The organism is Klebsiella sp. 141203, assembly GCF_032601985.1.
In the GTDB taxonomy this organism is placed as follows: Bacteria; Pseudomonadota; Gammaproteobacteria; order Enterobacterales; family Enterobacteriaceae; genus Klebsiella; species Klebsiella aerogenes.
On record NZ_JAQIRL010000003.1, the window covers coordinates 106,448 to 133,407 of the forward strand.

General features: G+C 56.8%; 29 protein-coding genes. 9 read left to right on the forward strand and 20 right to left on the reverse strand.

Annotated features, from left to right (window positions below; genetic code table 11):
• Positions 1-54: 54 nt before the first annotated feature.
• Entirely contained in the window at positions 55-1,299 is a 1,245-nt protein-coding gene (gene mtr / locus PGR29_RS13100) for a tryptophan permease (protein WP_271032067.1), read from the forward strand.
• Between the two features lie 44 nt (positions 1,300-1,343).
• On the opposite strand, the gene PGR29_RS13105 is transcribed toward mtr, so the two are convergent.
• From PGR29_RS13105 to ubiU, 3 genes are all read right to left on the reverse strand, one after another.
• Positions 1,344-2,351: a luciferase-like monooxygenase gene (locus PGR29_RS13105; protein ID WP_316424667.1), complete on the reverse strand. Its 1,008-nt coding sequence runs from the start codon at positions 2,349-2,351 to the stop codon at positions 1,344-1,346.
• 88 nt (positions 2,352-2,439) lie between these two features.
• Entirely contained in the window at positions 2,440-3,318 is an 879-nt protein-coding gene (locus tag PGR29_RS13110) for a U32 family peptidase (RefSeq protein WP_087859949.1), read from the reverse strand.
• Between the two features lie 5 nt (positions 3,319-3,323).
• A complete protein-coding gene (gene ubiU, locus PGR29_RS13115; protein ID WP_045377933.1) occupies positions 3,324-4,319 on the reverse strand; it encodes a ubiquinone anaerobic biosynthesis protein UbiU in 996 nt (331 codons plus the stop codon).
• A gap of 221 nt (positions 4,320-4,540) precedes the next feature.
• Here ubiU and ubiT point away from each other — a divergent pair, with 221 nt between their 5' ends.
• Positions 4,541-5,065: a ubiquinone anaerobic biosynthesis accessory factor UbiT gene (gene ubiT / locus PGR29_RS13120; protein WP_015369536.1), complete on the forward strand. Its 525-nt coding sequence runs from the start codon at positions 4,541-4,543 to the stop codon at positions 5,063-5,065.
• Positions 5,059-5,562, forward strand: coding sequence for a GNAT family N-acetyltransferase (locus tag PGR29_RS13125; protein ID WP_015703593.1), 504 nt, complete (start codon positions 5,059-5,061; stop codon positions 5,560-5,562). Before ubiT ends, PGR29_RS13125 begins: the two co-directional genes overlap by 7 nt.
• Here PGR29_RS13125 and PGR29_RS13130 read toward each other — a convergent pair.
• On the reverse strand, positions 5,549-5,839 hold the full coding sequence (locus tag PGR29_RS13130) for a GIY-YIG nuclease family protein (RefSeq protein ID WP_213793706.1): 291 nt from the start codon (positions 5,837-5,839) through the stop codon (positions 5,549-5,551). The two genes, PGR29_RS13125 and PGR29_RS13130, sit on opposite strands and share 14 nt — an antisense overlap.
• A gap of 49 nt (positions 5,840-5,888) precedes the next feature.
• Here PGR29_RS13130 and PGR29_RS13135 point away from each other — a divergent pair, with 49 nt between their 5' ends.
• Positions 5,889-6,332 (forward strand): YhbP family protein, encoded by a 444-nt coding sequence (locus PGR29_RS13135; protein WP_087859919.1) that lies wholly within the window; start codon positions 5,889-5,891, stop codon positions 6,330-6,332.
• Here the strand turns inward: PGR29_RS13135 and PGR29_RS13140 are convergent.
• Positions 6,312-6,830: a type 1 glutamine amidotransferase domain-containing protein gene (locus tag PGR29_RS13140; protein ID WP_020077844.1), complete on the reverse strand. Its 519-nt coding sequence runs from the start codon at positions 6,828-6,830 to the stop codon at positions 6,312-6,314. The two genes, PGR29_RS13135 and PGR29_RS13140, sit on opposite strands and share 21 nt — an antisense overlap.
• Positions 6,831-6,958: 128 nt before the next feature.
• Here PGR29_RS13140 and PGR29_RS13145 point away from each other — a divergent pair, with 128 nt between their 5' ends.
• Positions 6,959-7,606 (forward strand): NAD(P)H-binding protein, encoded by a 648-nt coding sequence (locus tag PGR29_RS13145; protein ID WP_271032068.1) that lies wholly within the window; start codon positions 6,959-6,961, stop codon positions 7,604-7,606.
• A gap of 72 nt (positions 7,607-7,678) precedes the next feature.
• On the forward strand, positions 7,679-8,722 hold the full coding sequence (locus tag PGR29_RS13150; RefSeq protein ID WP_113373131.1) for a permease: 1,044 nt from the start codon (positions 7,679-7,681) through the stop codon (positions 8,720-8,722).
• A 129-nt stretch (positions 8,723-8,851) separates the two neighbouring features.
• Here the strand turns inward: PGR29_RS13150 and dolP are convergent, their stop codons facing one another.
• Genes dolP through PGR29_RS13170 form a run of 4 tightly spaced genes read right to left on the reverse strand, consistent with a single transcriptional unit; the run spans position 8,852 to position 12,502 of the window.
• Positions 8,852-9,427 (reverse strand): division/outer membrane stress-associated lipid-binding lipoprotein, encoded by a 576-nt coding sequence (dolP, locus tag PGR29_RS13155; RefSeq protein WP_045394929.1) that lies wholly within the window; start codon positions 9,425-9,427, stop codon positions 8,852-8,854.
• 9 nt (positions 9,428-9,436) lie between these two features.
• The gene (diaA, locus tag PGR29_RS13160; RefSeq protein WP_015369544.1) at positions 9,437-10,027 is read right to left on the reverse strand and encodes a DnaA initiator-associating protein DiaA; all 591 of its coding nucleotides are present in this window, start codon (positions 10,025-10,027) and stop codon (positions 9,437-9,439) included.
• A gap of 25 nt (positions 10,028-10,052) precedes the next feature.
• Positions 10,053-10,439, reverse strand: coding sequence for a YraN family protein (locus PGR29_RS13165; RefSeq protein ID WP_045394928.1), 387 nt, complete (start codon positions 10,437-10,439; stop codon positions 10,053-10,055).
• Positions 10,397-12,502, reverse strand: coding sequence for a penicillin-binding protein activator (locus PGR29_RS13170; protein WP_087859914.1), 2,106 nt, complete (start codon positions 12,500-12,502; stop codon positions 10,397-10,399). Before PGR29_RS13170 ends, PGR29_RS13165 begins: the two co-directional genes overlap by 43 nt.
• 63 nt (positions 12,503-12,565) lie before the next feature.
• Here PGR29_RS13170 and rsmI point away from each other — a divergent pair, with 63 nt between their 5' ends.
• Complete coding sequence (rsmI, locus tag PGR29_RS13175) at positions 12,566-13,429, forward strand: 16S rRNA (cytidine(1402)-2'-O)-methyltransferase (RefSeq protein ID WP_047044743.1); 864 nt, start codon at positions 12,566-12,568, stop codon at positions 13,427-13,429.
• 139 nt (positions 13,430-13,568) lie between these two features.
• On the opposite strand, the gene PGR29_RS13180 is transcribed toward rsmI, so the two are convergent.
• The 10 genes from PGR29_RS13180 to PGR29_RS13225 all read right to left on the reverse strand — a co-directional run bounded on the left by PGR29_RS13180 (position 13,569) and on the right by PGR29_RS13225 (position 23,212).
• On the reverse strand, positions 13,569-14,342 hold the full coding sequence (locus PGR29_RS13180; RefSeq protein WP_316424668.1) for a DeoR/GlpR family DNA-binding transcription regulator: 774 nt from the start codon (positions 14,340-14,342) through the stop codon (positions 13,569-13,571).
• A 110-nt stretch (positions 14,343-14,452) separates the two neighbouring features.
• Positions 14,453-15,496: a galactitol-1-phosphate 5-dehydrogenase gene (gene gatD, locus PGR29_RS13185; protein ID WP_316424669.1), complete on the reverse strand. Its 1,044-nt coding sequence runs from the start codon at positions 15,494-15,496 to the stop codon at positions 14,453-14,455.
• A 44-nt stretch (positions 15,497-15,540) separates the two neighbouring features.
• Positions 15,541-16,923: a galactitol-specific PTS transporter subunit IIC gene (locus PGR29_RS13190; RefSeq protein ID WP_087859911.1), complete on the reverse strand. Its 1,383-nt coding sequence runs from the start codon at positions 16,921-16,923 to the stop codon at positions 15,541-15,543.
• Between the two features lie 5 nt (positions 16,924-16,928).
• Positions 16,929-17,213 carry a PTS galactitol transporter subunit IIB gene (gene gatB / locus PGR29_RS13195; protein ID WP_020077852.1) on the reverse strand — a complete coding sequence of 95 codons (285 nt, stop codon included), beginning with the start codon at positions 17,211-17,213 and terminating at the stop codon, positions 16,929-16,931.
• Positions 17,214-17,239: 26 nt separating this feature from the next.
• Positions 17,240-17,707, reverse strand: coding sequence for a PTS galactitol transporter subunit IIA (gene gatA, locus PGR29_RS13200; RefSeq protein WP_087859910.1), 468 nt, complete (start codon positions 17,705-17,707; stop codon positions 17,240-17,242).
• A 14-nt stretch (positions 17,708-17,721) separates the two neighbouring features.
• Positions 17,722-18,993: a tagatose-bisphosphate aldolase subunit GatZ gene (gatZ, locus tag PGR29_RS13205; RefSeq protein WP_316424670.1), complete on the reverse strand. Its 1,272-nt coding sequence runs from the start codon at positions 18,991-18,993 to the stop codon at positions 17,722-17,724.
• 176 nt (positions 18,994-19,169) lie between these two features.
• Positions 19,170-19,985 carry an HPr family phosphocarrier protein gene (locus PGR29_RS13210; protein WP_087859908.1) on the reverse strand — a complete coding sequence of 272 codons (816 nt, stop codon included), beginning with the start codon at positions 19,983-19,985 and terminating at the stop codon, positions 19,170-19,172.
• Between the two features lie 10 nt (positions 19,986-19,995).
• Positions 19,996-21,408, reverse strand: coding sequence for a PTS fructose transporter subunit IIC (locus PGR29_RS13215; RefSeq protein WP_087859907.1), 1,413 nt, complete (start codon positions 21,406-21,408; stop codon positions 19,996-19,998).
• A gap of 10 nt (positions 21,409-21,418) precedes the next feature.
• The gene (gene pfkB / locus PGR29_RS13220) at positions 21,419-22,333 is read right to left on the reverse strand and encodes a 1-phosphofructokinase (RefSeq protein WP_316424671.1); all 915 of its coding nucleotides are present in this window, start codon (positions 22,331-22,333) and stop codon (positions 21,419-21,421) included.
• Positions 22,334-22,357: 24 nt separating this feature from the next.
• Positions 22,358-23,212: a tagatose bisphosphate family class II aldolase gene (locus tag PGR29_RS13225; RefSeq protein WP_087859905.1), complete on the reverse strand. Its 855-nt coding sequence runs from the start codon at positions 23,210-23,212 to the stop codon at positions 22,358-22,360.
• A 350-nt stretch (positions 23,213-23,562) separates the two neighbouring features.
• Here PGR29_RS13225 and PGR29_RS13230 point away from each other — a divergent pair, with 350 nt between their 5' ends.
• Together PGR29_RS13230 and PGR29_RS13235 are read left to right on the forward strand one after the other, a co-directional pair.
• Positions 23,563-24,366 carry a DeoR/GlpR family DNA-binding transcription regulator gene (locus tag PGR29_RS13230; RefSeq protein WP_316424911.1) on the forward strand — a complete coding sequence of 268 codons (804 nt, stop codon included), beginning with the start codon at positions 23,563-23,565 and terminating at the stop codon, positions 24,364-24,366.
• Positions 24,366-25,316: a sugar kinase gene (locus tag PGR29_RS13235; protein ID WP_087859903.1), complete on the forward strand. Its 951-nt coding sequence runs from the start codon at positions 24,366-24,368 to the stop codon at positions 25,314-25,316. The genes PGR29_RS13230 and PGR29_RS13235 overlap by 1 nt, the downstream gene beginning before the upstream one ends.
• A gap of 50 nt (positions 25,317-25,366) precedes the next feature.
• Here the strand turns inward: PGR29_RS13235 and garD are convergent, their stop codons facing one another.
• Positions 25,367-26,938: a galactarate dehydratase gene (gene garD / locus PGR29_RS13240; protein WP_113373125.1), complete on the reverse strand. Its 1,572-nt coding sequence runs from the start codon at positions 26,936-26,938 to the stop codon at positions 25,367-25,369.
• Positions 26,939-26,960: the final 22 nt, after the last annotated feature.

Here is a 26,960-nt window from a genome sequence, read left to right on the forward strand (position 1 = left end):
ACAGTGCGTCATGCTCAACGTGAGCGAAGTATTTTCCACTGGAGATTTCGGCAAATGGCGACACTAACGACTACGGCCACCCGACCGTCTTTATTTGGCGGCGTGGTGATTATCGGCGGCACGATTATTGGCGCAGGCATGTTCTCGCTGCCGGTGGTCATGTCCGGCGCGTGGTTCTTCTGGTCGTTGGCGGCGCTGGTTTTTACCTGGTTCTGCATGCTGCACTCCGGTTTGATGATTCTGGAAGCCAACCTTAACTACCGGATTGGCTCCAGCTTCGACACCATTACCAAAGACCTGCTCGGCAAAGGCTGGAACCTGGTGAACGGCGTGTCGATCGCCTTTGTGCTGTATATCCTGACCTACGCCTATATTTCGGCGAGCGGTTCGATCCTGCACCACACCTTCAGTGAGATGTCGCTGAACGTACCGGCGCGCGCTGCGGGCTTCGGCTTTGCGCTGCTGGTGGCCTTTATCGTCTGGATGAGCACGAAAGCGGTGAGCCGCATGACGGCTATCGTACTGGGCGCTAAGGTGATTACCTTCTTCCTGACCTTCGGCAGCCTGCTGGGGCACGTCGAGCCGACGACGCTGTTTAACGTCGTGGAGAAGAATGCCTCCTATGCGCCATACCTGCTGATGACGCTGCCGTTCTGCCTGGCCTCGTTTGGCTATCACGGTAACGTGCCGAGCCTGATGAAATATTATGGTAAGGATCCACGCACCATTACCCGCTGTCTGATTTACGGTACGCTGCTGGCGCTGGGTCTGTATGTCGTCTGGCTGCTGGTGACGATGGGTAATATCCCTCGTCCGCAGTTTATCGGTATCGCCCAGAAGGGCGGCAACATTGATGTGCTGGTGCAGGCGCTGAGCGGTGTGCTGAATAGCCGCGGTCTGGATCTGCTGCTGGTGGTGTTCTCCAACTTTGCCGTCGCCAGTTCCTTCCTCGGCGTGACGCTGGGGCTGTTCGATTATCTCGCGGATCTGTTTGGCTTTGACGATAGCGCGATGGGACGCTTTAAAACCGCGCTGTTGACCTTTATCCCGCCGATGATTGGCGGGCTGGTGAAACCAGATGGGTTCCTTTATGCCATCGGCTATGCCGGCCTGGCGGCGACGGTATGGGCGGCGATTGTGCCGGCGCTGCTGGCTCGCGCTTCGCGTAAACGCTTCGGCAGCCCACAGTTCCGCGTTTGGGGCGGAAAACCGATGATTGCGCTGATCCTGCTGTTCGGGCTCGGCAACGCGGTGGTGCATTTCCTGTCGAGCTTTAATCTGCTGCCGATTTATCAATAACCGTATTGCCCGGTGGCGTGACGCGCACCGGGCTTACCGCGTTACTAACCTAGCAATTCCTCTTTCACCTGCATCGCTAAATCAAACGAATGCAGGCGTGCCTGGTGGTCGAAGATCTGGCCATTGACCATGATTTCGTCCGCTTCCGTTTCGCGAAGAATCGACGTTAACCCATGGCGAACTTTGGTCTTATCGCCAACCAGCGACATGCTCAATGCCTGCTGTACACCATACTGCTCGGACGCTGACCACAGCTGATGCATATTTTCCACCGGCGGCGGCAACTGCCCGGTTTCACCGCGGCGCAGCTTAACGAACGCCTGCTGCATCGAGGTAAAGAGGAACTCCGCGTCGCGATTACTATCGGCGGCGATAATATTGATGCATACCATCGCGTACGGTTTTTCGAGCCGCGCCGAAGGTTTGAAGTTGCTGCGGTACAGATGCAGAGCCTGGAATAGCATGTCCGGCGCGAAGTGAGAGGCGAAGGCAAACGGCAGACCAAGCTGCGCCGCCAGCTGCGCGCTGTACAGGCTTGAGCCCAGCAGCCACACCGGAATTCGTTCGCCATAGCCGGGAACCGGGCGCACCTGCGGATGAGCATCGCGAGCGTCAAACCAGTCCACCAACTCCGCCACATCGCGCGGGAAATTATCGACATCGCCGCTCATGTGGCGACGCAGCGCGCGCATGGTCGGCTGATCGCTGCCCGGCGCGCGGCCAAGGCCGAGATCGATACGTCCGGGATACAGCGTATTCAGGGTGCCGAACTGTTCGGCGATCACCAGCGGCGAGTGGTTTGGCAACATCACGCCACCGGATCCCAGATGCAGGGTGGTGGTATTGGCGGCAAGATAGCCAATCAACACCGAGGTCGCCGCGCTGGCAATGCCCACCATATTATGGTGCTCAGCCAGCCAATAACGGTGGTAGCCGCGGGATTCCGCCAGTTGGGCGAGAGCGAGAGAATGGGAAAAGGCTTCTTTAGCAGAAGAACCCTGCGGGATCGGCGCCAGATCGAGCACCGAGAACGGAATGGTTTTATCAGTCATAACAGCTCACTTTGTCGACGGTGAATCTTTTAATAGTGCATTAAAAATTAATAACCGTTGTTAACAAAGTGAGCTTTTACACTTCACCTTACGCCTGCAGCTCCAGCCCGGCCAGCCGTTTCCAGTAGCCGTTGCAATCGCTGTTAGCGGTGAGATCCAGCGGCGCAGCGCCATTTTCATTGGCGCGGAAGGCGTCGAGCATGGCGAAGGTCTCGCTACCCATCGGCGACAGGCGCACCATATCCACCAGACCGTGCATCGAGGTTAACTCGTTGCCAAGGTTATAGACGTAGCCGCTCATCGTCTGAATGCCGTTAAGCACAAACACCTGCTGGTTCTCCTGCGACAGCATGCTGCGCCCGGTTGGGTACTTGATGCAGCAGGTTTCGCATTCGTCTTTTGGCCGGTCTTCCGAGCGAGCGGTAAAGCAGCGCGCGGAATAGGCCAGCGGCAGATGGCCGTAGCTCAGCACTTCGACTTCAAACTGGTTGCGAATACCCAGCTCTTCACACTGGGTCAGTAAATTAGCCAGCCAGTCGCGGGAGAGTTCAACCGGCATACACCAGCGCACCATGCCCTGTTTCAGCAGCAGGCGCAGGGTGACGGCGTTGTAGCAGTTCAGCGCATGACCCGCGACGAAGGGCAACTTGCGTTCGGCACAGAGATTGACCACGCCGAGGTCGCTGGCTTCAATCAGGAATTCGCCGTTCTCGACATAGCGCTTCAGCTCGCCCAGTTCGGAGGAGGCCTGCACCAGCGCGAGGGTGGAAAGCACCACCTGCTTGCCGCTACCGGCCAGCGTTTTCGCCATCTCAAGCCAATCGCCGACTTTAGTGGCGCGGCGTTTGCTGCACACCGCTTCGCCCAGATAAATGGTGTCAGCACTACTGTTTGCCGCCTGCTGGTAAAAATCTTCCAGCGTCTCTTTTGGCCAGTAGTACAGCACCGGCCCTAATGAATATTTCATGTTTCTCACTGCCATTTACGGTGATAGGCGCCAAGGGTGGTTTGCGTTCCTTCGGACATCGAACCAAGGGTTTCCATCCATGCGGATTGCGGTACGAAGTTCTGCGGATCGGCTTTACAGCGATCGATCGCCTGACGCCAGACCTTCGCTACCTGGGTGACGTATGCCGGGCTGCGCTGACGGCCTTCGATTTTTACCGAGGCGATATTGGCGGCCATCAGTTCTGGCAACAGCTCCAGGGTATTGAGGCTGGTGGGTTCTTCCAGCGCGTGGTAGCGCTCGCCGTCGACCAGGTAGCGGCCTTTGCATAGCGTCGGATAACCGGCATTTTCGCCATCCTGATAGCGATCGATCAGCACTTCGTTAAGGCGTGACTCCAGCCCCTGCGGCGTTTGCTGCCAGCGGACGAAGCGCGCGGGCGAACAGGCGCCGACGGTATTTGGCGATTCGCCGGTGAGATACGACGAGAGATAGCAGCGGCCTTCCGCCATGATGCATAAGCTACCGAAGGCGAAGACTTCCAGTGGCACCGGCGTGGCGCGGGCTAACTGTTTCACCTGGTGAATGGATAACACCCGCGGCAGTACGACGCGGGCAACGTCAAAGTTGCGGTGATAAAAACGCACCGCCTCTTCGTTAGTGGCGGACGCCTGCACTGAAACGTGACGTTCGATGTGCGGGTAGCGTTCCGCGGCGTACTCCAGCATCGCGATATCGGCGAGGATGAGCGCGTCGGCGCCCAATTGCGCGGCCATATCCACCGCTCGCTGCCAACGGGCATAACCGTCGGGATGGGCGAAGGTGTTAATCGCGATATGTAGCTTACGGCGATGCTGGTGCACAAAGCTGACGGCTTCCTGCAATTTCTTTTCGGTGAAATTAAGGCCGGCAAAGTGGCGGGCATTGGTGTCATCTTTCAGCCCGATATAGACGGCATCGGCGCCGTTTTCGATGGCCGCCTTAAGTGCCGGGAGGTTACCGGCGGGGCAGAGCAGCTCCATAATTTTTCCTGAAAAACGCGGCCGGTCAGGGACGCAAAATGGTTAACGAGCTGGGATTTTAGTTAACCTTCTGGTGACAATTTTTGATTTGAGGCAGTTAAAAGCGTATTGGTGGGCTCAATAGCTGGCGGCCATCATCGCGATTTTGTTGATTTACGCCGCTATGTCGTTTATTTGATATGGCACAATAGCGAAACTATTGCATGCATGGAGTGAAGCTTGTGTTGGATGAACTGCGTTCCCGGCTGGTCCGTTTTGGCCCGTCTTTAATGAGCGTGCCGGTTAAGCTGGCGCCTTTTGCCCTCAAGCGCCAGGTGCTGGAACAAGTATTGAGCTGGCAATTTCGCCAGGCGCTGGCGGATGGAGAACTGGAGTTTCTCGAAGGTCGCTGGTTAAGTATTAATGTGCGCGATATTGGCCTGCTGTGGTATACCTCGGTAGTCGACGGTCGCCTGGTGGTCAGCCAGCAGGCTGACGCCGATGTCAGCTTTAGCGCCGATGCCAGCGATCTGCTGATGATTGCCGCGCGTAAACAGGATCCGGATACGCTATTCTTCCAGCGTCGTCTGGTGATTGAAGGTGATACTGAGCTGGGTCTATACGTGAAGAACCTGATGGATGCCATCGAGCTGGAGCAGATGCCGAAAGCACTGCGCGTCATGCTGCTGCAGATGGCGGATTTTGTCGAAGCAGGCCTGAAGAGCCCGCAGAAACCTGAACAGACATCGGTAGGTGAGGCATGCTGATTCGAGTGGAAATTGGGATTGATGCGCCGGGTATCGACGCGCTGCTGCGCCGTACGTTCGGCAGCGACGCGGAAGCGAAGCTGGTGCACGATCTGCGTGAAGATGGTCTGATCACGCTGGGCTTAGTCGCCACTGACGATGAAGGCCAGGTGGTGGGCTATGTCGCCTTTAGCCCGGTCACCGTCGAAGGTGAAGAGCTGCAGTGGGTAGGGCTGGCGCCATTGGCGGTAGATGAAAGCTATCGCGGCCAGGGTATTGGCCGACAGCTGGTCTACGAAGGGCTGGATTCATTAAATGAATTTGGGTACGCCGCGGTGGTCACGCTGGGCGAGCCGGCGCTGTATGGCCGTTTGGGCTTTGAACCCGCGGCCGCGTTCGATTTACGCTGCCGTTGGCCGGACACCGCGGAAGCCTTCCAGGTGCATCGTCTGGCGGATGACGCGCTGCAGGGCGTACACGGTCTGGTCGAGTACAGCGATCATTTCAATCGCTTCTGAGCCCCTCCAGTAGGGTCTCGAACAAACCATCCCCGGCAACGAGGCGCTCTTTCTGGCGCTTCGTTAGCTGCTTGATGCGATACTCCAGCCGCAGCGCAAGTGAGTGGTCACCAACTTTCTGACTAAACGCCAGCGCCAGTTCTCCTTTGCCGCGCAGTGCTTTCGCTCCTTTGCCTTCCTGATGCTGAAGAAAGCGGCGCGGGACATCGGTGGTAATGCCGGTATACAGGCGGTTATCAGCGGTTCGAATAAGATAGAGAAACCAGCACACGGTAATAACGTCAGTCTGTTAGGGGGTGTGCACCATAGCATAATGGAGAATAAAGATGGATACGCTTGCCGCGATTAGCCGCTGGCTGGGTAAACAGCACGTCATCACCTGGTGCGTCGCGCGTGATGACGAGCTATGGTGCGCCAATGCGTTTTATGTTTACGACCCGGATAACGTCGCTTTTTATCTACTAAGCGACGAAAAAACCCGTCACGGCCAGATGACCGGCGAAGGCGCGAAAGTCGCCGGGACGGTCAACGGCCAGCCAAAGACCGTTGCCTTGATCCGCGGCGTGCAGTTTAAGGGGGAGATCCGCCGCCTTCACGGTGATGAAGAGGCTGAGATGCGCAAGCGCTACGTTAAGCGCTTCCCTGTTGCCCGCATGTTGTCGGCGCCGGTGTGGGAGATCCGTCCCGACGAGCTTAAATTTACCGACAACACGCTGGGTTTTGGCAAAAAGCTATACTGGCTGCGCGACTCAAGCGCCGAGCAGGCGTAGCGCCTCGCGATTGAACGCCGGCAGGTCGTCTGGCGTTCGGCTGGTGACTAACTGATCGTTATCAAGCACCACTTCCTGATCGTAAAACTCACCGCCGGCATTTTTCACGTCGACCACGATGGGTTTAACCGCCGTGAGTTTACGCCCGCGAATGACGCCTGCGCTGATAAGCAGCTGCGGGCCATGGCAGATGGCAAAGACCGGCTTACCGCTATTCACGAAGTCGCGAGTAAAAGTGACGAAGCGCTCATCCCCCCGCAACTGGTCCGGTGAATAGCCGCCTGGCAGCAACAACGCGTCAAACTGCGCCGGCGTCACGTCATCTATTGCTTTGTCGATCGCCACTTCAGCCTCGCCTTGTTTCCCTTTTACCGTTTTTCCTGCCTGTTTCTCAATCGTCACGACCTGATGTCCGGCAAGTTTAAAGGCCTCGGCAGGTGAGGTGAATTCAGAATCTTCGAAGTCGTCGGTGATTAGTACGGCAATCTTTTTACTCATTCTTCCTCCGATCTTTTGGCAGTGAATGAGGCATTTCCATGATGATGGTGGATACTTACCTCGTAAGCTATTAAGCCTGGAACATGTGGGGCAAAGTGCAAGGCAGACAATTCTGCAAAGGAGATTCGATGAGTCAGGTATTATTAACCGGCGCGACTGGTTTGGTTGGTGGGCACTTACTTCGTTTGCTGCAAAGTGAGCCGGGCATTAGCGCGATTACTGCGCCGACTCGCCGCCCACTCCCGCCCGCGGAAGGGGTCTTTAATCCTTACGATCCGCAGTTGACCGATGCACTGGCGCAGGTGGTTGATCCTGTCGATATCGTTTTCTGCTGCCTGGGCACCACGCGACGGGAAGCGGGGAGTAAAGAAGCGTTTGTGCATGCTGACTATACGCTGGTGGTGGATACGGCACTGGTCGGGAAGCGCCTTGGGGCGCAACATATGCTGGTGGTCAGCGCGATGGGCGCCAATGCGCATTCGCCCTTCTTCTATAACCGCGTGAAAGGGGAAATGGAAGAGGCGCTGATGGCGCAGGAGTGGCCGCGGCTGACCATTGCCCGTCCTTCAATGTTGCTGGGGGATCGGGAGCACAAACGCGCCAATGAAACGCTCTTTGCACCGCTATTTCGTTTTCTGCCTGGAGACTGGAAAGCTATTCAGGCTCGCGATGTAGCGACTGCCCTGCTCGCGGAGGCGCTGGCGCCGAGCCATGAAGGCGTCCAGATCCTTACCTCGTCTCAGCTACGGGAGCGCGCTGCCCGGCAGGTGGATTAACCATTTTCAAATTTGGACGGCAGGCGTAGTATTCACCTCCTTATTTGTTATCACTTCTCCCTGGGGAATGCTATGGCTGGTCAGTCTTCATCTCAGGCGGCATCACCATTTCAATGGTGGAAACCCGCGCTGTTCTTTCTCGTCGTTATCGTTGGTCTGTGGTACGTCAAATGGCAGCCGTATTACGGTAAAGCCTTTACGGCCGCGGAAACCCACAGTATCGGTAAATCTATTCTCGCGCAGTCTGATGTAAACCCGCTACAGGCGGCATGGGATTACGCGATGGTTTACTTCCTCGCGGTCTGGAAAGCGGCGGTGCTCGGCGTGCTGCTCGGGTCGCTTATTCAGGTGTTGATCCCACGCGACTGGCTGCTGCGCACGCTTGGGCAATCTCGTTTTCAGGGCACGCTGCTGGGAGCGATTTTTTCGCTACCGGGGATGATGTGTACCTGCTGCGCCGCGCCGGTCGCCGCCGGTATGCGTAAACAGCAGGTGTCGATGGGCGGAGCGCTGGCGTTCTGGATGGGCAACCCGCTGCTGAACCCGGCAACGCTGGTCTTCATGGGCTTCGTGCTAGGTTGGCAGTTTGCTCTGATCAGACTAGTGGCCGGGCTGGCGACGGTGCTAGTGGTGGCGACGCTCGTGCAAAAATGGGTAAAAGAGGCGGCGACGCAGCCGGTGGCGACAGAAGACATTAGCCAACTGCAGCGCGATGAGGGCAGTTTTATCAGCCGCTGGCTGCGCGCGCTGTGGTCGCTGTTCTGGAGTACGATCCCGGTTTACATCCTCGCGGTGCTGGTACTGGGCGCGGCGCGGGTCTGGCTGTTCCCGCACGCTGAGGGCGCGGTCGATAACACGCTGTTCTGGGTGATCGCAATGGCGATAGCCGGTTGCCTGTTCGTTATCCCGACGGCGGCAGAAATCCCGATTGTGCAGACGATGATGCTGGCCGGAATGGGCACCGCGCCGGCGCTGGCGCTGCTGATTACTTTGCCGGCGGTGAGCGTGCCGTCGCTGATTATGTTGCGTAAGGCGTTCCCGGCTAAAGCGCTGTGGCTAACCGGCGGGCTGGTGGCGTTGTGCGGGGCGATCGTTGGCGCGCTGGCGCTAGTGTAATTTTCCGGGGCGGGGCTGTAGCCCCGGCGCCGGATTTTGTGCCGGGTGGCGGCTACGCCTTACCCGGCCTACAGCGTAGTGCTATTGGGTAGCCCGGCTTAGCGAAGCGCCAGCCGGGTTAGATAACGTTTATTTAAGATAGGTAAAGGCGGTGGTGACGCGGCTCACGCCACTAACCCGGCTGGCGATATCCGCCGCTGCGCGGCCTTCACGGTCGGTGACCAGGCCCATCAGGAACACTTCGCTATTTTCGGTCGTCACTTTCACATTCGAAGACTTCACCTGATCGCTACCCAGCAGCTGGGAACGAACTTTGGTGGTGATCCAGGTATCCGACGACGCGGTGCCTAAGCCAATCGGCTGGCCTTGACGTACTTCATTGAAGACTTCGGTAGTCCCTTCAACCCCCATCGCAATTTGTTTGGCGCGAGAGGAGAGATCGGCGGTCGGCGACTGGCCGGTCAGCAGGACTTTGCCCTGATAAGCGGTGACGTTAATACGCGCTTCTTTCTTAATCTGTTCATCTTTCCCTAAGGCGCTGTTAACGCGCAGCTCCAGGGTGCTGTCATCAACCTGCGTACCCACCGTACGCGGGTCCGTTGCCGCTTTGGTGCCGACGGCTGCCGTACCGACTACCGCTGCGGCGACGCAGCCCTGTAGCAGTAGCGCAGAAAGCAGGATGGCGAGGGGCGAGAGAGCCTTCATGTGTTCTCCTTATTCGTCCTGGTGTGGAAAAAGCGTGTTATCAATCAAATCGCACAGACAATTGACGGTGAGCATGTGCATTTCCTGGATCCGCGCGCTGCGGTGTGAAGGAATGCGGATTTCAACGTCCTGCTGACCTAACAGGCCAGCCAGCTCGCCGCCGTCGTAACCGGTTAACGCCACGATAGTCATATCGCGGGTGACCGCCGCTTCCACGGCTTTCACGATATCCCGGCTATTTCCGCGCGTAGAAATCGCCAGTAGTACATCGCCGGCGTGTCCCAGCGCGCGCACCTGCTTAGCATAGATTTCATCATGCAGGCGATCGTTGGCGATTGCGGTTAAGACCACATTATCGGTATTTAGTGCAATGGCGGGTAAACCAGGGCGCTCTGTTTCGAAACGATTGATCATGCTGGCAGCAAAATGCTGTGCGTTGGCGGCGGAGGTGCCATTACCACAACAGAGGATTTTGTTGCCGTTAAGCAGCGACTGAACGAGCGTCATTGCCGCGCGCGAGATGGCGTCCGGGAGCGCTTCCGCGGCGGCGATTTGGGTTTGAATGCTTTCGGTAAAGCAGGCTTTAATTCTGTCGAGCACGGGATCCCTTAAATCTGATAATACGCTATTCGCCAAAGGCGTTTTTCAGCCATTGGATGTCGTTGCCGGTGAAGGCTACCACATCGAAACGGCAATCCACAGTATCAAAACTCCCATTCTGTCGGGAGAGCCACAGACGAGCGGCCTTGAGAAGGCGTTGTTGCTTTTGCGGCGTGACGCTGGCGGCGGCATCGCCGTAGCTGGCGCTGCGCCGGTAGCGCACTTCGACGAACACGATAACCGCGCCGTCGCGCATAATAAGGTCGATCTCGCCGCCGCGCTCGCGGGCGTTGGCGGCGATAAAACGCAGTCCATGCCGTTCTAACCACCGACGCGCCTGGCTTTCCCAGGCGTCGCCGGTCTGTTTACTTAGTTGGCTGCGACGATTTGTCCCTGTTGGTACTTGAGCCATGATAACTTCCTGTTTATCACGCAGTCCGGCGTGGCCGTCAGATCGCCCGTATTGCCGTTCAGCTGGTAACCTGGGCTCTGGCGCATTTGCGCGAAATGATTCGCCAGCGACCAGGCATCGGCGCCCATTGCATACAGCCGCGCCAGCGAGTAGTCGTTACGCACGGTGGAGAGCGCCTGCTGCATCAGCGCCGGGTTACTGCCGGCCAGCATCGGGATTTCGCTATATTGCAGGCCTTCCATCTCCAGACGGAAATCCGGGCCAGAGGTGCCTTGCGCGCTACGGGAGCTGGCGTACAGGGTGACGTTGCTCTGGCTGCCGTTGCGCATCGCGATCAGCGGCTTGATATAGCCAATTTGTTCCGGGGTGGCGACGATATAGGCGGCATCGATGCTGCCGCCGCTGCTGACCGGAACGTCGCTTGGGCTGCCGAGCGAGCTATCTACAGATGACGGCAGCGTCGATACCGGGCTGCCGGTCAGTGAGATCCCGCCGCCGTTGACGCCGGATTTCAGCTCCGCTGTCGATCCCAGACGCTGCTGCAGCACCGTACCGCCGCCCAGCTTCAGCCACTCGTCGGCGAAAGCGCTGACCACGCGGTCGCCAAGCGCGCCGCGCGGCACCAGCAGTAACGGCGTTTGTTTGCCCTGATCGTGAATATGACGCGCCGCGTCGCGGGCTTCATCTTCCGGGGAGAGCGCGAAGTAGCACAGGTTCGGGCGGTTCTCGACTTTCCCCGGCTGGTTAAGGGCCAGCACGTTCAGCGAGGTGTTGCTTTTCATCACCTCTTCGACGTTTTCTTTCAATAGCGGGCCGACAACAATGGTCGCGCCGTCCTGCTGTACCTGCGCCAGAAGCTGGCTCATCGGCTGGCTGGTGGTGTCGTAAATTTTCAGCTCAGCGGCAGGATTGGCGGTTGCCGCCACCGCGGGCTGCGGCTGCGCGGCTGGCGCGCTCACCGGTTGTGCTACTGGCTGTGCTGCCGGCGTTGCGGCAACCGGGGCGGGTAGCGGAGCGGCTGCTGGTTTTGCGGCAGGCGCGGCCTGCGTTTCCGCTGGCGCCTGCACCGGTGCGGCCTGGCTGCCGGTGGCGGTGAGATCGCCGACTTCCGCCTGCGAAGGGCTCACCACATCATTATTGCCGGCAACATTCGCCGCCTGGGCGACCTGCGCCGGCACTGCGTTGCCCTGGACCGCTGGGGCGCCATTCTTCGCCGCTTCAAAACCCTGCTGGATAGTGCGGCCGAAAATCGCCGCCTGGCCGTTCAGAGGCAGCAGCAGGGCGATTTTATTGGTCGAGGCCGGTTTATAGTTTTGCATGTTCACCAGCGCGGTGGGCAGCATCTGCGCCCCCGGGTTCTGCGGATAACGGATTTGCCAGTCTTTGACGCCCGCTTTCAGCATCGCCGGATCGTTGCGGTTATCGAACCACATCCGCTGCAGATCCAGCCAGCCCTGCAGCACGTTTTCGTCGGCATTGATCACCAGCGCGTTGGCCTGCTGTGGGGTCATCGCCGTCAGCGCTTTCCACGTGGCGTCGATGTTTTGTTGTTTTTGTTTCGCCTGGCTTAGCAGGGGCTGCTGGGCAATCAGCGCGCGCAGCAGCGCCAGAGAGGGCTGCCCCTGGCTGGCGTCAATTTGCGCCTGCCAGTAGCGCGGCTGCTGATTTTTCTCAAAACTGAGAGGGTCGAGTTTGCTCAGTAATGCCTTCGCGCCCTGGTAATCGCCTTGCGCCAGTTTGACTTCCACCGCCAGCAGCGACTGTTCGCGGGCCTGCGTGCTGTTCAGGTTCGACGGCAGTTGGTTGTACAGGTCGATAGCCTGCTGCTTCTTACCTTCCTGCAGCAGTGCACGAATGGCGAGTAATTGCCAGTTGGTCTTGCTATCATTCGTGCTTTGCTGCATCTGCTGTAGGTAGAAACTGGAGTTGGCCTGCGACGTACCCTGCATAAACGCCGTGCTTTGATCCTGCGTGTGGGTGCCGCAGCCAGCAAAAAGAAGAGTCGCCAGCAATACGGGCAGACAGCGCGCGGGCTTAGAACGAAGAAATGTTGACGGTACCATATGTATCCAGTGATATTTTTTTGGCTCAATGCTCAATATTAAATCGGCAATACGGACGAGACAATGAAACAACACGAATCAGCGGATAATTCTCAGGGGCAACTGTATATTGTGCCCACTCCGATAGGGAATCTGTCTGATATCACGCAGCGCGCACTGGAAGTGTTGCAAGCTGTTGATTTAATTGCTGCTGAGGATACCCGCCATACCGGTTTGCTGCTGCAGCATTTTGCGATTAACGCCCGTTTATTTGCCCTTCACGACCATAACGAGCAGCAAAAGGCCGAAACACTTTTAGCGAAATTAAAAGAAGGACAAAACATCGCGCTGGTGTCCGATGCCGGCACGCCGCTGATTAACGATCCCGGCTACCATCTGGTGCGCACCTGCCGTGAAGCCAATATCCGCGTGGTGCCGCTACCGGGCCCATGTGCCGCGATTGCCGCTCTGAGCGCCGCCGGTTTGCCGTCAGATCGTTTCTGCTACGAAGGTTTCCTGCCGGCGAAATCAAAAGGCCGCCGCGATACCCTGAAGGCGCTGGAAGAAGAACCGCGCACCATTATCTTCTATGAGTCAACGCACCGCCTGGTGGAGAGTCTGGAAGATATCTGCGCGGTTTTGGGCGAATCCCGCTACGTGGTGTTGGCGCGCGAGCTGACCAAAACCTGGGAGTCTATCCACGGCGCGCCGATTGGCGAGCTGGTGGCATGGGTGAAGGAAGACGAAAATCGCCGCAAAGGCGAGATGGTGCTGATCGTCGAAGGTTTTAAGGCCCAGGAAGAGGCACTGCCGGCAGCCGCGCTGCGGACTCTGGCGCTGCTACAGGCGGAACTGCCGTTGAAGAAAGCCGCCGCGCTGGCCGCGGAAATCCACGGCGTGAAGAAGAACGCGCTGTATAAATACGCGCTGGAGCAGCAGGGGGAGTAAGCCTGTCAGGTGTAGCTGAGGACAGCAAGGTGCCCTTCTGATGTTGAAGGGCACCTTGGATTTCATCCTACATGTCGGAATAAATGTCGGAATAAATGTCGGAATAAATGTCGGAATAAAATCGCCGATTCGCGCGCAATTACACGATCTTCAATTCCACCTTCTTGCTATTTAACGCCGCGCGGTCGGCGTCACTGATGCCGTCGTCGGTAATCACGCAGTCAATTTTGTCCATCGGCAGGACCTGGTTAAAGCCCCGGCGATTGAATTTGCTGGCATCGAGCACGGCGATCACTTTATGCGCGGCGGCGGCCATCACGCTGCTGATCGAATAGCCTTCATTAAAGGTGGTGATGCCGTTGGTCGCATCGATACCATCGGCGCCAACGAACATCAGGTCGGCGCAAATCCCCTGCAGCGAACGTTCAGCGATGGTTCCGTGCATTGAATGCGTTTTGTGCCGAACCGTACCGCCGCATACCACCAGCGTAATATCTTTATTTTCCGACAGCGTAAACGCGGCGGGTAGGCTATTGGTGATGACGGTGATATTGGTCATTCGTACCAGCGCCTCGGCTATCAGCAGCGTGGTGCTGCCGCTATCGAGGATCACCGTCATGCCTTCATGGATCATTGCCGCGGCGGCCTGGGCGATGCGCTTTTTCGGATCGCTGGCGAGCTGGTAACGATCTTCCAGTACCACTTCCAGGTTATCACTCTCGGTCAGATCGCTACCCGGGCGGGCGGCACCGCCGTGAAAACGGGTCACCAGGCCTTTCTCTTCCAGCATACGGAGGTCGGCGCGAATGGTGACTTCAGAGATGCCAAAGAGATTCGAAAGGTCTAAAACCAATACGCTGCCCTGCGTATTCACCATATCGACGATTTTGTTCCTTCGTTCAAATGAGTTCATCTTGATTTGCCTGATAATTAACTCAACTTAGTTTAATCGAAGGATAACGAAAGTTGAACGATAATTTTCGAAAGGTAATGTGAGCCAGCGCAGATTGCTGGCTCAAGCGATCAGGAAAGTTTAAGTAGGATTTTACCCTGCATCGGCGCGCCGTTTAGCGCCTGAACTTCGCGAGCAAAACTCTCGGCATCGCCGCGATGAGCTATCAACGGCGCCAACTGCAGGCGTTTTTCCGTCAGCAGGCGGGTTGCTGTTTGCCACTCTTCTCCCGGCCACGGGCCTGAGTAGTTCATCCAACTGCCGACGATATTCAGCTCTTTACGCAGAATTTGCCCGAAGGTGACGGCAGGCAGCGTTAGGTCGTGATGCAGGGTACCGACCAGCGCCAGCTGCGCCCGCGGCCCGGCGGCTTCAATTGCTAATGCGACGGTCTGCGGCGTACCGGCGGTCTCGAGGACGAGCTGATCGAACTGGATTTCCTCCAGCGCCTGTTGAATCGCCTGGCCGCTCATCTCGCGGCTGTTGAACACCCGGCTCGCGCCAAGGGTTTTGGCCAGCTCCAGCTTCTGTGGATTAATGTCGATAGCCGTGACGCTATTGGCTCCTAGCTCGCGGGCGCACTGCAGCGCCAGCAGGCCGATGGTGCCGGCGCCGATAATAATGACGTTTTTACCCTCGCAGCCCTGCGCCAGATGAAAAGCGTGCAGGCCAACGGTTATTGGCTCGATAAACGCGCCGTCATCAATGGGCATCTGATCCGGCAGGCGGAACAGGTTGGCGCGCTTCACCACCACGTATTCGGCGTTGCCGCCCTCGCTGCGGGAGCCGACGAACTGATACTGCTTACATAAAGAAAAATATTCGCGCTGGCACTGCGGACACTGGAAGCAGGGCAGCAGCGGCACGCAGGCAACAGCGTCGCCGGGCTGTAGATCGGTCACCGCCGCGCCGTAGGACTCGACATAGCCGCTGAATTCATGCCCAAGCGTAATAGGGTAGTAGTGCGCGCCTTTTGCGAAAATGCGCGGGATATCGGAGCCGCACAGCCCGGAGCTGACCACTTTGACCAGGACATCGTCTTCCGTTTGCAGCGTGGGGATAGGGTGTTCTTCAACGCAGACGTTCCCCTCAGCATGGATTACCACTGATTTCATACCATTCTCCAGAAATGTTCAGGGGAGCGGCGCTCCCCTAATGCTTAAGATGCGGTTGGATGCTGTTGCGCGGCGGCGCTTTTCTCTGCTTTCTCTACCGCCATGAAGCGGCGGGCGCGACGCCAGGTCAGCAGGACGCCAGCCAGATAGATGATGCCGATAATTGCGAAGCCGACCACGTTCTGCCAGGTGAAGAGCTGGATTAGCAGCCAGGTAATCGGCGAGCCGCCCTGGTCCATCGAAGCCACCATACCGCCCGCTTTTAACGCCCCGGCGTTTGCCGCCAGCTGCGTGTGTAAGCCGATGGTCTGGGTTGCGATCCATAGGGTGATACCCATAATGATGACCCCGGAAATCAGGGTGCGGAACAGGTTGCCCTGATGCACCGCTACCGCCATCGCCACGAAGAAACCAATGGTCGCCAGGTCGCCGAACGGCAGGACCTGGTTGCCTGGAACCACGACGGCGATCAGAATGCTCAGCGGGATGAAAATCAGGCTGGCGGATACCACCGAGGTATGGCCAAGCAGCAGCGCCGGGTCGAGACCAATCAGGAACTCCTGGCCGCCGAATTTAGCCTGCAGACGTTTACGCGCCTGTTTGGCTATCGGGTTGAGGCCATCCATAATGGGTTTGATCACCCGCGGCATCAGCAGCATCACCGCCGCGGTTTTCACCGCCAACTGCAGAATGCCTTTCAGGTCATAACCCGCCAGCGCGCCAATCACCAACCCCATGACGAAACCGACGGTGACCGGTTCGCCGAAGGGGCCGAAGCGTTTCTGGATATCATCGGCGCTAAAGTGAATGCGGTTAAGGCCGGGGATTTTGTCGATGATGGTATCGACGAGCACCGCAATCGGCCCTAAGTACGCCGAACTGCCGTGCGGTATCGCGATGCCATCAAGGCCGAAGAAATCGCGGGTATCCCTGGCAAACCAGTCACCCAGTTTGTAAACGAAGGCGGCATGAACCACGACGCCGAGAATCCCTATCCAGTAGGAACCGGTCGCGATATGCAGCATCGCGCCGGTAAAGGTCATATGCCAGATGTTCCAGATATCGACGTTCACCACGCGGGTCATGCGGGTGACCAGCATGACGATATTGACCACGATGGCGACCGGAATGGCTACCAGCGCGATTTGCGACGCCCAGGTCATCGGCGATGACCCCGGCCAGCCGATATCAATCACGTGAAGGTTAATCTGGAAATGCTCCGCCATCGCCTTTGCCGCCGGGCCGATGGAGTCGAGCATCAGGCCAATAACTAGGCCAATGCCGACAAAACCGATCCCGATGTGCAGACCGGATTTGAAACAGTCCCCGAGCTTCATCCCCAGCAGTTTGGAGAAGATAATGATCACGATCGGCAGCATCACCGTCGGACCAAGATCGAGGATATAACGCATGATTTCGCTGAACATGGCGTTTACTCCGCGAGGATGCCGAGGATTTTCTGCTGTAAGGCTTCAATGCCGACGCCGGAGACAAACGGCATGCCGTGAACCACTGGAATATCGCCGAAGGCGCGGTCCACGCGGGCGGTGGTGCAGATAAGGTCCGCGCCGTCCATGTAGGTTTCGATTTCATTGACTCGGCACTGCACCAGATCCAACTCAATGTTGTGGTCTGCGCACAGCTCTTTAATCTCTTCTGCGGCCATCGTGGAGGTGGCGACGGCGCCGCCGCAGGCGACGATTACTTTGCGTTTCATAGGGTACCCCTTTTATTATCAGTATGTTATGAAGCCTGGGCGCTAAGCTCGGGCTCAAGGATAAATTGCTGGAACAGCACCGGTAACTGCTCGTCGGAAGCGGAGAGCAGAACCTCCAGCGTGTTTGGATTTTGTAGCTCACTAAATAACCGGCGCAGCAGCTTCAGCTGTGCCGCCGGGTTTTCAACAATCAGCGCGATGATAAGCGAAACGTCGATATCGCCATCGTCATCAGCGCGCTGAAAAGGGACCGGCGCGTCCGGGCGAATCAGGTAAATCGCTGGTGACTTCGCGTGCATGGCTTCGCAATGGGGAATGGCCACGGCGTGTTGCTCCAGCGCGATGCCGGTCGGAAAAGTTGCTTCGCGTTCGAGCAGGGCTGCCGGATAGCTATCATGCACAACACCTCGCGCCAGCATCTCCGCGCCAATATGCTCCAGCGCCTGCTGGCTGGAGCTGAAATGAATGCCGGTACGAACAAACAATTGACTCATAGATCCTCTTTATTTCACGCGGTTTCAGAAGAACAGCCGTAGCGGTAGGCGCGCAGAACATCCTGGATTTTGTCGAGGATGAGCTCGTGCGGCACGGCGTTCAGTTCATTCAGCGACAGTCGTTCAAACTGCACCGGCATATATTGGCTGATAAGCCCCAGCGGCAGCTTAGCGTCGGTCAGGTTCGCGATAAGTTTCTCAACGCTCTGCCGAATACGCGGATGCGGCCAGTAGTAACGGATACGGTCGGAAAGGCTAAAGTGGATATCGACCATCGCCTGACTCCAGGTCGGGCGATAGTATTTTTTCCAGTAGCCCGGTTCGTTGAGCATCACCTCGTCGATCACTTCCATCACTCGGCTACGGGACTCGGGCGCGATGAGCTCATTTTCCATCTGTGCGAGAGCGAAAATGGCTTCGCGCAGGGCAAAGGTGAGCGCCGGGCCGACTTTCAGAATGGCGAAGTGGTCGCGGACCAGCGCGCGGTAGGCCTGGCGGGATTGGTAGTCGGTGGAGTGGGCTTCGTACACCATCGGGGTATTTTCGATCCACGTGGACAGCGCTTTCGCTTCCTTCGGTTGGTAATGGATGATTTGCGTGTGGTCGAACTCCACGCCCGGCTGCACGACGATGGCGATGACGCGCTTCAGCGCGGCGTCGAGCCCCAGCTTGCGGAACGCCGCTTCATGGGTTTCGAGGGTGGCGGCGGCATCCTGCGCCCGGGTGACATGTACGCTGCCGATGGTGCTGGCTTCGCCGCCGGGAACCGGTACTTCTGTTCCGATAACGTAGGTCAACTGGCGCTTTTGTTCATCGCTGGCGGTCTCTTCAGCAGCCTGACAGAGGCGGGCGGCGCGCTCTGCCACCACGCTTGGGTTCAACGGTATCGGGTCGTCGGCGCAGGACATTGATGCATCCAGGTGGATCTTACTAAAGCCTGCGGCGACATAGGCTTTGATAAGGTCGATGGATTTTTTCATCGCGTCGGCAGCCGGTTCGTCTTGCCAGCAGTTTGGGCCCAGATGATCGCCGCCAAGAATAATGCGTTCTGCCGGGAAACCGACGGTGTGGGCGATGTTGTAGACGAAGTCGCGGAAATCGGCCGGCTGCATACCGGTATAGCCGCCAAACTGGTTGACCTGGTTTGATGTTGCTTCAATCAGCACTTTGTTGTTGGTCGGCAGATCGAAACGTAACGCCGCTTCGATAACCAGCGGATGGGCTGAACAAACTGAGCAGATGCCGATGTGTTCGCCGGACTTATGGCGAGAGATAATATCTTTCATTTACAACCTCCGTTTTCTTTCGAATATATTCGTTATGTTTTGTTTTGGTCGCAAATGTCTTTGTTTTGAATTGTGATCTGTATCGATAAATTGCTGTGCAAGCGTTGAACAGGGTGTCTTACTGGCAAAAAAAACGCCCTGACCAACACGGCAGAGCGTTTTTAATTAATTGAAAATTAACTGAATAACCGGGACAGCCAGCTGCGTTTGCTTTTTTCTGCCGCCTGAGAGACCTGCTGCGGTTGGGCGGCGATCTCGCCGAGCCCGGCGTTAAAGGCGTCGCCAATTGCTTTCAGCGCCTGATGCGCATCGCTGCCGCTGGCCATAAAGTGCAGACGATGACCCTGTTTGGCGCCAAGCGATACGACGCGCATCAGATTTTTGGCATCGACAATTGACGATCGAGTATCGAGGTTTTCGACCTGGATTTGCGACTGCCACTGCTTGACGGCTTTCACCAGTACCGCGCTGGGCCGGGCATGCAGGCCGTGCGGATTGCGCAGCGTAAAGATTGCCTCTTCATCAAAGCGCGGCGGCGGTTCCGGTTCTTCGCCTTGCGCCGGCGCGATATCGCCGGCAAGTATCTCCAGCACCGCCTGCGGAGTATCGGCCCGCGACAGTGCGGCGGGCACCCGATCGTCGCCTAGCGCATGAGTGAGCTGGCGTAAGATATCGAGATGTTCGTTGTCCTGTGCGGCGATACCAACAATCAAATAGGCGGTTTGCCCTTCGCCCCAGTCCACCCCCTGCGGACAGGCTAGCACCTTCACACCGGTTCTTAGCACCGCATCGCGGCTTTGCGGCGTGCCGTGAGGAATGGCGATGCCGTTGCCCAGATAGGTACTGATTTGCCCCTCGCGTTCGCGCATTCCCTCCAGATAGGCCATCTGTGTATGCCCGGCTGCGGTCAGGGAACCGACCACGCGCTGTAGCGCTTCATCTTTCGTTTTGACCTGATGGTCGAAATGAATGTCTGCGGAAGTCAGCTGCATAGTTCGCTCCTTATTTAATGGCGCCGGCAAGCGCCGTCGCTTCCTGAGTGCGTTTTTGCCACAACCGCCAGCATCCCAGCATGAGCGCGCCGCAGGCGGAGCCGGTAAGAATGCACAGCACCCACACCAGCGGTTTGCTGACCAGCGGTAGGATCAAGAAGCCGCCGTGCGGCGCCGGGACCTGAATATGTAGGCTGTAGCTGAGGACGGCCGAGATTGAAGAGGCGATCATCATCATCGGGATCACCCGTAGCGGATCCTTAGCGGCAAAGGGAATCGCGCCTTCGGTGATGTGCGTGCAGCCGAGGATATAGTTCACCATCCCGGCGGCGCGCTCTTCTTCGCTAAAGCCTTTCGGGAAGAACGTGGTTGCCAGCGCAATCACCAGCGGCGGGGTAATGCAGGCAGCGGAGACGCCGGCCATAAAGAAATAGTTGCCCTGTCCTAGCAAGAGCGTTCCGGTGACGTAGGCCGCTTTATTGACCGGGCCGCCGAAGTCGAATGAACACATTGCCCCGACCACAATCCCCAGCAGAATGGGATTGGCTTCTTGCAGAGAGCTAAGCCAGTTCATCATGCCGTTGTTGATCGCCGCCACCGGTTGGCCAAGTAGCACCATCATCACGCCAATCACCAGTACGCCAATCAGCGGCATAATAAAGATCGACTTTAGTCCTTCGTACTGACGCGGCAGGCCGTCGAGCAGGCGGCGGATAAGTAGCATAAAGTAACCGGCGGCGAAACCGGCGATGATCCCGCCGAGGAACCCGGCGCCGGTGGCGTTTGCCAGCAGGCCGCCGACAAACCCGGCGACCATCCCCGGACGGCCGGAAATGGACCAGGCAATGTAGGCCGTGAACACCGGTACCATGATCGAGAACGCCTGCTGGCCGACTTTCATCAGGGTGGCGGCAATCACGTTGTACTGCGCTGAATTTGGATCGGCGGAGTAGATACCCCACAGGAAAGAAATGGCGATTAAGATCCCGCCGGCCACCACGAAGGGCAGCATATTGGAAACACCGCTCATCAGATGTTTATAAATCTGCCGGCCGAATGATTCCTGCTCATATTTCTCCGCAGGATCCGCTGTAGCGGAGATCCCCTGACGGCGTTGCGCCTGGCCGCTGACGACTTTATTAATTAATTCTGCCGGATGATGAATGGCCTCTTTAACCGGCACTTCGATGACCGGCAAACCATTAAAACGTTCGGCATTAACATCTTTATCGGCAGCGATAATAACACCATAAATATCTTTCAGATCTTCCGGTGTAATGACATTTTCTACCCCGGAAGCGCCGTTGGTTTCAACTTTGATCTCAACGTTTAATTTTTTTGCTGCGGTCTTTAAGGCTTCTTCAGCCATAAATGTATGGGCAATACCTGTAGGGCAGCCGGTAACGGCAATAATCTTTTTCATAATCGGACCTTTATAATTGGACGATCTGAAGTTGTTGTAATAATTCTTGTGTACGGTTTAATTTGCCAAGCCCGGCGGAGGCGGCAACATCGGCGCCGGTGGCGCTGGCCAGCGCCAGAGCGGGAACGACATCATCTTCGTTAAGCCATTTACTCAGGAATGCTCCCAGCGCGGCATCGCCGGCGCAGGCCGAGCTAACCAGTTTGATTTTCGGCGCCGAGCAGAACCACAGTTGCTCGCCGTTTGAAAAGTAGAGCCCCTGCGCGCCCAGGGTGAGCAGCACGTTTCGGGCCCCGAGCTGGTGGAGCGTGCGCATTGCGTCATGTACCTGCTGCGGGCTGCCGACGTCGAGATCGAAGATCTCTTTGAGTTCGTCGTCATTGGGTTTAATCAATAGCGGGCGTAGCTCGAGCAACTGCCGCAGCGCCGGGTGGCTGATATCTAAAATAACTTCACAGCCTTTTTGCTGACACAAGGCCATTATTTCGCTATAGAACCGGCTTTCAATTCCCGGCGGCAAACTGCCGCTGATTACCAAATAATCACCGGGTTCGACGCACTGTAAATGATGAATAATTTGCTCTTTGCCTTCATCATTAATACGAGAGCCGGGATTTACTAACTTATATTCTTCGTGTCCGTCATTAATAAAAACATTAATACGGGTGGGTTCGGCGACCCATGCCGGAGTCACTTTAATATGCTGTCTGCGCAGCTCTTCGACTATATAGCGGCCAGTAAAACCGCCAAATATCCCCATGACGTGGGTGGGCTGTAGGTAATGATCTAATACCAGCGAAACGTTCACCCCTTTGCCATTTGGGCAATATTCCGTCTGCCGGGTGCGGTTGACGGCCGCAGGCCGAAGCGGATCGCAAAAGATATTCATATCGATCGCGGTATTCAGTGTCAGGGTATGGATCACGACATTGCTCCTTCGATCCGCGGATTATAGTTGCCCTTCGCAGCCACAAACGTGAATCACTTTGCGGACAACCTCTTTCATTGCCGCTTTCGCCGGCGTCATATAGTGACGCGGATCGTTGGCGCCCGGATTTTCCAGGAAGTAGGTTTTCAACGCATCAGAGAAGGCGATTTTCAGTTCGGTGGCGACGTTGACTTTGCAGACGCCCAGAGAAATGGCGCGGCGAATATCGCTATCCGGGAGGCCAGAAGCGCCGTGCAGTACCAGCGGAACGTCAACGCAGTCGCGGATGGCGGCCAGGCGGTCAAAATCAAGTTTCGGTTCGGCGGTGTAGAGCCCGTGCGCGGTGCCGATGGCGACGGCCAGCGAATCAATACCGGTACGGGCGACGAATTCACGGGCCTGTTCCGGGTTGGTATAGAGCGCATCTTTGGCATCAACCACCAGATCGTCTTCCACGCCCCCCAGTCGGCCCAGCTCGGCTTCCACGCTGGCATCGTAGCGATGACTTAATTCCACCACGCTTTTCACCAGCGCTACGTTTTCTTCGAACGGTGAATGAGATCCATCGATCATGACTGAGCGAATGCCCGCCTGAACTTTGTGCGTGATGTCGACCAGATCCTCGTGATGATCGAGGTGCAGGGCGAGCGGGAGATCCCATATTTTCGCCAGATCGCGGGCGATCGCCACCACATTGCCGGTGCCGGCATAGCTGTAGGTTCCCGGCGTGCCGGCGAGGATCAGCGGCGAGCGGAGCTCTGCTGCCGTTTCCACCACCACCTGCATGGTTTCAAGGTTATGAATATTGAAAGCGGGGACTGCGTAACCATGACGCTGGGCCTTTAACAACATGTTTTTACTGGAAATGATGTACATTCTAACCCTCTATTTTCAATTTGTAAGTAATTGGTTCAATTAAACCTTCAATTTGAAAGTAATGTAACGATCGTTTCCGCGTTTAGGTGTGATCCATCGCACACAATGGGGAATTGATTTTTAAAATGAAAGTTAATAATCTTTTTTATGTTTCTTTTTTAAAATATAAATGAAGCGATAGGGTGTTGTTATCTATTTGAATTTTATTGTCTTTATTGATTTTTCTTCACGGGGATAACTGGCGTGGTTTGACATTACGATGGGGAAATTTAAAAATGAAAGTTATTCCAGGAGAAAATAAAAAGGCATAACCCGTGGCAAAACCGTCAACCAGCCTGCTGAAAAGGCGCTTGGACATCGCGGAGATCGTTCGTAAGAACGGCGAGATTAAAGTCGACGATCTGGCTGAAATGCTGGCCGTTTCCGGAGTGACAATTCGTAACGATCTTAACTATCTGGAGCAGCAGGGGTATCTGAAGCGTTCATTCGGCGGGGCGATTTACACGGCTCAGGCCGGCACGCCGGTCGCTACGGTTCGCGACGCTCCACAGGTGACGGACAAAGCGCTGGAAACGGAAATGGCGCGTCAGGTGGCGGTGCAAATTGAAGATAGCGAAACGCTATTTTTAGGCCAGGGTTCCATTTTGCGTAAAGTGATCCCGTTTCTGGCTAACAGTGAGGAACTTTGCCTGCTGCTTAACGATCTGGCCCACGTTGCGCTGGCGCAGGAGTTCCTGAATGGGGAAACGGTGCTGCTCGGCGGCGTGCTTGGCGGCAACGGGCAGATAGTCGAAGGTGATTTGGCGCTGAAAGCGTTAGGCCATTATCGGCCATCACGTGCGCTGATTGCGGTTGATCACGTCGCTGAAGACGGCACCCTGAGCGTACGCAACGAAACTAGCGCTCGCCTGCTGAGCGAAGTCGTGGCGCAGAGCGAGCGGGTTATCGCGGTTGTTGCTTCCCGTCCGGTCTATGGTGAAAAACGCTATGCCATCGGCGAACTTCAGCAAATGAGTAGCGTGGTGACGCCGCAGGTTGTCGCCGCGGAATATCATGCCCGTTTCCTCGCCGCGGGTTTAACTAACAGCTACACCAACAATGAATGCCTGACATGGCTCAACACGGCTTTGCAGAAGACAAACCAGGAGCGGTGATGAACGTAACCATTTGCACCATCGGCGAGCTGCTGGTGGAATTTCTCGCCAAGGAAGAAAATCAGGGATTTTCCCGCCCCGGTGAATTTTGGGGTCCCTATCCCAGCGGCGCGCCGGCAATTTTCGCCGATCAGGTGGCGAAGCTGGGTTTTGGCTCCGTGCTGTTTAGCTGTGTCGGTAGCGACGCATTTGGCGAAATGAATATTGCGCGGCTGGAGAAAGATGGCGTTAACGTTAACGGCATTGCCATGCTGCATAAAGCGACGACCGGCAGCGCGTTCGTCAGCTATCGTAGCCAGGCGCAGCGCGATTTTATTTTTAATATGCCTAACAGCGCCTGCGGATTACTGACCGCGGACCACATCGACGAGGGGCTGCTTAACCAGTGCCAGCACTTCCACATTATGGGGTCATCGCTGTTCTCATTTCGCATTATCGATGCGATGCGTAAAGCGATTGAAAACATTAAAGCGCGCAACGGCACGGTGTCGTTCGATCCTAATATTCGCAAAGAGATGCTGAATATTCCCGAGATGTCGCAGGCGTTTGAATACATTCTCGATTACACCGATATCTTTCTACCAAGCGACGGTGAACTGGACTACTTTGGCCTGAATCCGGGGCGAAATGAGCAGGTGCTGGTTGATAAGCTGCTGAAACGCGGTGTTAAACACGTGGTGATTAAACGCGGCCCGCGTGGCGCGAGCTACTTTAGCGCCGCTGAAACACACCACGTCGCCGGCTTTAACGTGCCGGTTGTCGATCCGACTGGCGCAGGCGACTGTTTCGGCGCGACCTTCGTTAGCCTGTTCCTCAGCGGCGCCTCGCCGCAGGAAGCGCTGAAATGGGCAAACGCCAGCGGTTCACTGGCGATCGGTCAGCGTGGCCCCATGGAAGGCACTTCGACGCAGGCGCAAATCAAAAACTTTTTGGCAGCGCAACACAACTAATAATAAGCCCGGATTTTCCGGGCTTATTATTATAGTTGGACGGGGGCATATCACGTCACCGGCGCCGGGTTAAACACCGCCAGCTGGTTATGCAGACCCCATTGATCGGAGAAGGTTTTCTTACGTCCGCTGGCGACGTCGAGAATGAACTCGAACAGTTTCAGCCCGACATCCTCAATCGTCTCTTCGCCGGTTGCGATGGTACCGGCATTGATGTCCATTAAGTCATACCAGCGGTTGGCAAGCTCGGTACGGGTCGCCATTTTAATCACCGGGACCGCCATCAGCCCGTAAGGGGTGCCGCGCCCGGTGGTGAACACCTGAACGGTAATGCCGGAAGCCACCTGTTGAGTGCCGCAGACAAAATCGCTGGCCGGCGTCGCCGCATAGATAAGCCCGCGTTTCGTCGGGCGCTGACCCGGCGAAAGGACTTCGACGATGGCGCTTTTGCCTGATTTGGCAATCGAACCCAATGCTTTTTCCACTACGTTCGCCAGACCGCCTTTCTTATTGCCCGGTGACGGGTTGGCGCTGCGGTCGGTTTTCCCCAGCTCCAGATAGTTATCATACCAGGCCATCTCTTCCAGCAGGCGCTTGCCAACTTCTTCGTTGATGGCTCGCGGGGTTAACAGATGGATAGCATCGCGTACCTCGGTCACTTCCGAGAACATCACCGTCGCGCCGCAGCGTACCAGCAGATCGGAGGCATAGCCCACAGCCGGGTTGGCGGTCACGCCGGAGAAGGCGTCGCTGCCGCCGCACTGCATACCGACGACTAATTCCGAAGCCGGGCAGGTTTCACGCTGGCGGGCGTTTAGCTTCGCCAGGTGGCGCTCGGCAACCTGCAGGATATCATCGACCATCGATTTAAAACCGACATGCTGTTCATCCTGCAAGCGCACTACGCTTGCGCTATCGACGGCGATCGGCTGCACGTCTTCGGTTCCCTGCAGCAGACGTTCCGGCTGCAGCTTTTCACAGCCAAGACCAACCACCATTACCTCGCCGCCAAAGTTGGGGTTCAGCGCGATATTGTGGATGGTGCGAATCGGCACGATGGCCGCCGGGGCGTTAATCGCCACGCCGCAGCCGTAGAGGTGGTTTAATCCCACCACGCCATCGACATTGGGGTATTTCGGCAGCAGGTCGCGTTCAATGATCTTGACCACATAATCCACCACGCCGGCGACGCAGTGCACGCTGGTGCTGATCCCCAGCAAATTCTTGGTTCCCACGCTGCCATCGGCATTGCGATACCCTTCAAAGGTGTATCCTTCCAGCGGCGGTAGCGGCTCGGGGACTTTAGTCGCCAGCGGTAGGGTGTTCAGCGGTGGGGCGGTCGGCAGTTCGACCAACGACTCATCAATCCAGCTTCCCTTTGGTATATCGCGAACGGCGAAGCCAATCACTTCGCCATAGCGGATGATTTCACCATGGGCAGGAATATCGACAAGAGCGACTTTATGGCCTTGCGGGATATGTTCAACGAGGGTCAGGCCATCCGGAAAACGCGTTCCGGCGGTTAAACCGCGATCGTTAACAATAATTGCCACATTATCAGTAGGGTGTACTTTTATATAAAACGCCGTCGGCGACTGTTGTCGAATTTCAATGTCAGCCATTGTCCAGTGCTCTCCAAACCGG

Excerpts from the sequence above, each read along its gene's own strand:
- PGR29_RS13110 (WP_087859949.1), bottom strand. The coding sequence starts at position 3,318 with ATGAAATATTCATTAGGGCCGGTGCTGTACTACTGGCCAAAAGAGACG.
- PGR29_RS13225 (WP_087859905.1), bottom strand. The coding sequence starts at position 23,212 with ATGTACATCATTTCCAGTAAAAACATGTTGTTAAAGGCCCAGCGTCAT.
- gatD (WP_316424669.1), bottom strand. The coding sequence starts at position 15,496 with ATGAAATCAGTGGTAATCCATGCTGAGGGGAACGTCTGCGTTGAAGAA.
- PGR29_RS13235 (WP_087859903.1), top strand. The coding sequence starts at position 24,366 with ATGAACGTAACCATTTGCACCATCGGCGAGCTGCTGGTGGAATTTCTC.
- rsmI (WP_047044743.1), top strand. The coding sequence starts at position 12,566 with ATGAAACAACACGAATCAGCGGATAATTCTCAGGGGCAACTGTATATT.
- PGR29_RS13125 (WP_015703593.1), top strand. The coding sequence starts at position 5,059 with ATGCTGATTCGAGTGGAAATTGGGATTGATGCGCCGGGTATCGACGCG.
- dolP (WP_045394929.1), bottom strand. The coding sequence starts at position 9,427 with ATGAAGGCTCTCTCGCCCCTCGCCATCCTGCTTTCTGCGCTACTGCTA.
- PGR29_RS13210 (WP_087859908.1), bottom strand. The coding sequence starts at position 19,985 with ATGCAGCTGACTTCCGCAGACATTCATTTCGACCATCAGGTCAAAACG.
- garD (WP_113373125.1), bottom strand. The coding sequence starts at position 26,938 with ATGGCTGACATTGAAATTCGACAACAGTCGCCGACGGCGTTTTATATA.
- PGR29_RS13180 (WP_316424668.1), bottom strand. The coding sequence starts at position 14,342 with ATGAACTCATTTGAACGAAGGAACAAAATCGTCGATATGGTGAATACG.
- gatB (WP_020077852.1), bottom strand. The coding sequence starts at position 17,213 with ATGAAACGCAAAGTAATCGTCGCCTGCGGCGGCGCCGTCGCCACCTCC.
- mtr (WP_271032067.1), top strand. The coding sequence starts at position 55 with ATGGCGACACTAACGACTACGGCCACCCGACCGTCTTTATTTGGCGGC.
- PGR29_RS13215 (WP_087859907.1), bottom strand. The coding sequence starts at position 21,408 with ATGAAAAAGATTATTGCCGTTACCGGCTGCCCTACAGGTATTGCCCAT.
- PGR29_RS13165 (WP_045394928.1), bottom strand. The coding sequence starts at position 10,439 with ATGGCTCAAGTACCAACAGGGACAAATCGTCGCAGCCAACTAAGTAAA.
- PGR29_RS13105 (WP_316424667.1), bottom strand. The coding sequence starts at position 2,351 with ATGACTGATAAAACCATTCCGTTCTCGGTGCTCGATCTGGCGCCGATC.
- PGR29_RS13135 (WP_087859919.1), top strand. The coding sequence starts at position 5,889 with ATGGATACGCTTGCCGCGATTAGCCGCTGGCTGGGTAAACAGCACGTC.
- PGR29_RS13145 (WP_271032068.1), top strand. The coding sequence starts at position 6,959 with ATGAGTCAGGTATTATTAACCGGCGCGACTGGTTTGGTTGGTGGGCAC.
- ubiU (WP_045377933.1), bottom strand. The coding sequence starts at position 4,319 with ATGGAGCTGCTCTGCCCCGCCGGTAACCTCCCGGCACTTAAGGCGGCC.
- PGR29_RS13190 (WP_087859911.1), bottom strand. The coding sequence starts at position 16,923 with ATGTTCAGCGAAATCATGCGTTATATCCTCGATCTTGGTCCGACGGTG.
- PGR29_RS13170 (WP_087859914.1), bottom strand. The coding sequence starts at position 12,502 with ATGGTACCGTCAACATTTCTTCGTTCTAAGCCCGCGCGCTGTCTGCCC.
- gatA (WP_087859910.1), bottom strand. The coding sequence starts at position 17,707 with ATGAGTCAATTGTTTGTTCGTACCGGCATTCATTTCAGCTCCAGCCAG.
- gatZ (WP_316424670.1), bottom strand. The coding sequence starts at position 18,993 with ATGAAAGATATTATCTCTCGCCATAAGTCCGGCGAACACATCGGCATC.
- PGR29_RS13140 (WP_020077844.1), bottom strand. The coding sequence starts at position 6,830 with ATGAGTAAAAAGATTGCCGTACTAATCACCGACGACTTCGAAGATTCT.
- PGR29_RS13150 (WP_113373131.1), top strand. The coding sequence starts at position 7,679 with ATGGCTGGTCAGTCTTCATCTCAGGCGGCATCACCATTTCAATGGTGG.